Source organism: Acinetobacter sp. 40AMC3-4 (assembly GCF_049898185.1).
Classification (GTDB): Bacteria; Pseudomonadota; Gammaproteobacteria; order Pseudomonadales; family Moraxellaceae; genus Acinetobacter.
This window is the reverse complement of record NZ_JAFCXG010000030.1, coordinates 1-1,830: the sequence shown is the minus strand read 5'-3', so window position 1 is coordinate 1,830 and position 1,830 is coordinate 1. Positions and strand designations below refer to the sequence as shown.

General features: G+C 40.1%; 2 protein-coding genes and 1 pseudogene. 2 read left to right on the top strand and 1 reads right to left on the bottom strand.

All coding sequences use genetic code 11. The features are described 5' to 3' along the window. Positions 1-102, top strand: a pseudogene (locus ACP7BU_RS15320) (IS5/IS1182 family transposase); the annotation flags it as partial. 91 nt (positions 103-193) lie between these two features. Here ACP7BU_RS15320 and ACP7BU_RS15315 read toward each other — a convergent pair. Then, positions 194-868, bottom strand: a complete 675-nt coding sequence (locus tag ACP7BU_RS15315; RefSeq protein WP_191112702.1) for an acetoacetate decarboxylase family protein — start codon at positions 866-868, stop codon at positions 194-196. A gap of 103 nt (positions 869-971) precedes the next feature. Between ACP7BU_RS15315 and ACP7BU_RS15310 the strand changes: the two genes are divergently transcribed. Next, the gene (locus ACP7BU_RS15310) at positions 972-1,544 is read left to right on the top strand and encodes a peptidylprolyl isomerase A (protein ID WP_005108254.1); all 573 of its coding nucleotides are present in this window, start codon (positions 972-974) and stop codon (positions 1,542-1,544) included. The last annotated feature ends 286 nt before the right edge of the window (positions 1,545-1,830 follow it).

Sequence of the window (1,830 nt, the reverse complement as noted above, 5' to 3'; positions counted from 1 at the left end):
TAGCTACTCGATATGACAAGCTCAAAAGAAATTATCAAAGTTCTGTTGCTTTAGCCTGTATATTTTTATGGCTACCTTTATAGGGTTAATTATGAACAGTAAATGTCAACAGACCCTAGTTAAATCCAAGGCATGAATGTAAAAAGGTGTTTCTCATGAAACACCTTTTTTGTAGATAGGTTTTTATCAGTTTTTATACTTTGCTGCTGATCTGCGCTTCAGGAAAGATCAGATTGAATTTGGGGACATAAAAGCTTTGCAGCAATTTGGCTTTGGAAAAATCTGGAAATATATTTTCGGCATCTTGCCATTCTACTTGCGAGAGTTTGGAGAGGTGACCGCGGAACTGTGGACTAAACTGAAAACGCTGCCCTTTCCAGGCTTGCTGGATTTTCAACATAGACGCTGGAATATGATGACTATTAATGTAGAACTGGCGTGCAGATTTAGTTTTCTTCAGCCGAATCGTCATATGCTGGTTTTGATGCTGAATCTGACACAGCACTTCCTGATCCTTTTCCTGCCATTCAAATTGCGCATGTTCTTTGGGAATGCCCCATAAATGCTGACCGTGTACCACAGACTCATAGGTAGACACATAAATTTTAGGAATCGAGCTGAGGCGCCGTTTACTAATTAAAGGATGATCTAGAATCAGTAACTCATCATAAGGGCCAATCGGCGAGGTGTGATAACGCACCAACAAGACTTGGACCATACGACCCAGCGGAGAAGGTGCGATCCGGAATTGTTTTGCTTGCTCGATAAAGCTTGGGGTCAACCAATAATTCAGAATAAAACCCTCACCCTGCAAACGCCAAGGTGGAAACTGGTGGATATTTTGCTCCTGTAATAATGCATGCTTCATTCTTATTCTCTTGTCTTTAGTCGGCAGGTCACTGCATTATGAGTTATAAAAGATTAATATATAGTCATTCACAACCATTACTTCTAAGTAGATGAGTTAATAAATGTTAAAGAAATCATTATGTGTCATCGCACTTGCTGCGGTCAGTCTGCCAAGCTTTGCTGCAAATACGATTATTGAGATGAAGACTTCATCTGGAAATATTGAAATTGAACTCTTCAATGACAAAGCCCCAATCTCGGCAAAGAACTTCGAAAGCTATGTAAAGAGCAACTTCTATAAGGACACGATTTTTCACCGCGTCATTCCAGGCTTTATGGTGCAGGGTGGTGGCTTTGATGTGAACATGCAAGAAAAAGCCAATAATAAAGCACCCATTAAAAATGAATCATCGAATGGTCTGCAAAATAAACGCGGTACTTTAGCCATGGCCCGTACCAATCAGCCGGATTCTGCCCGAGCACAATTCTTTGTAAACCTGGTCGATAATGATTTCCTGGATCGTTCTGCTAGAAATGCCGGCTATGCGGTATTTGGTAAGGTCACTAAAGGCATGGATATCGTCGATCAGATTGCCAAAGTACCGACCCGAAACTATGGAATGCATCAAAATGTGCCGGTGAACCCTGTAAAAATCACCAGTGTGACGATTAAAGCACCAGTCGTAAAAAATTAGGCATAGAATAAAGCAGAAATATTTAATTTATATTTCTGTTTTAAAAATATGTACTTATGTAATGAATTGTATGGAATTGAACCAATTTGGTGCATAAAAATAAAACACTCGTGATTCCTGTGCGTTAAAAGCGCTTGCACGTGTAAGAAATTGCCCTATAATGAGCACATACCGACGAGATAGATGGAAACGAACGAAGCAGAATGGCGGAGTTGTTGAGTTTATCGAAGTCCAGCTTCTGGCACTGACGAGGTGTTAGAAAGATCATTAAGAGATTATGAAGAAC

Bases quoted from the DNA above. Each gene is read 5' to 3' on its own strand.
- ACP7BU_RS15315 (WP_191112702.1), bottom strand. From the start codon at position 868: ATGAAGCATGCATTATTACAGGAGCAAAATATCCACCAGTTTCCACCT.
- ACP7BU_RS15310 (WP_005108254.1), top strand. From the start codon at position 972: ATGTTAAAGAAATCATTATGTGTCATCGCACTTGCTGCGGTCAGTCTG.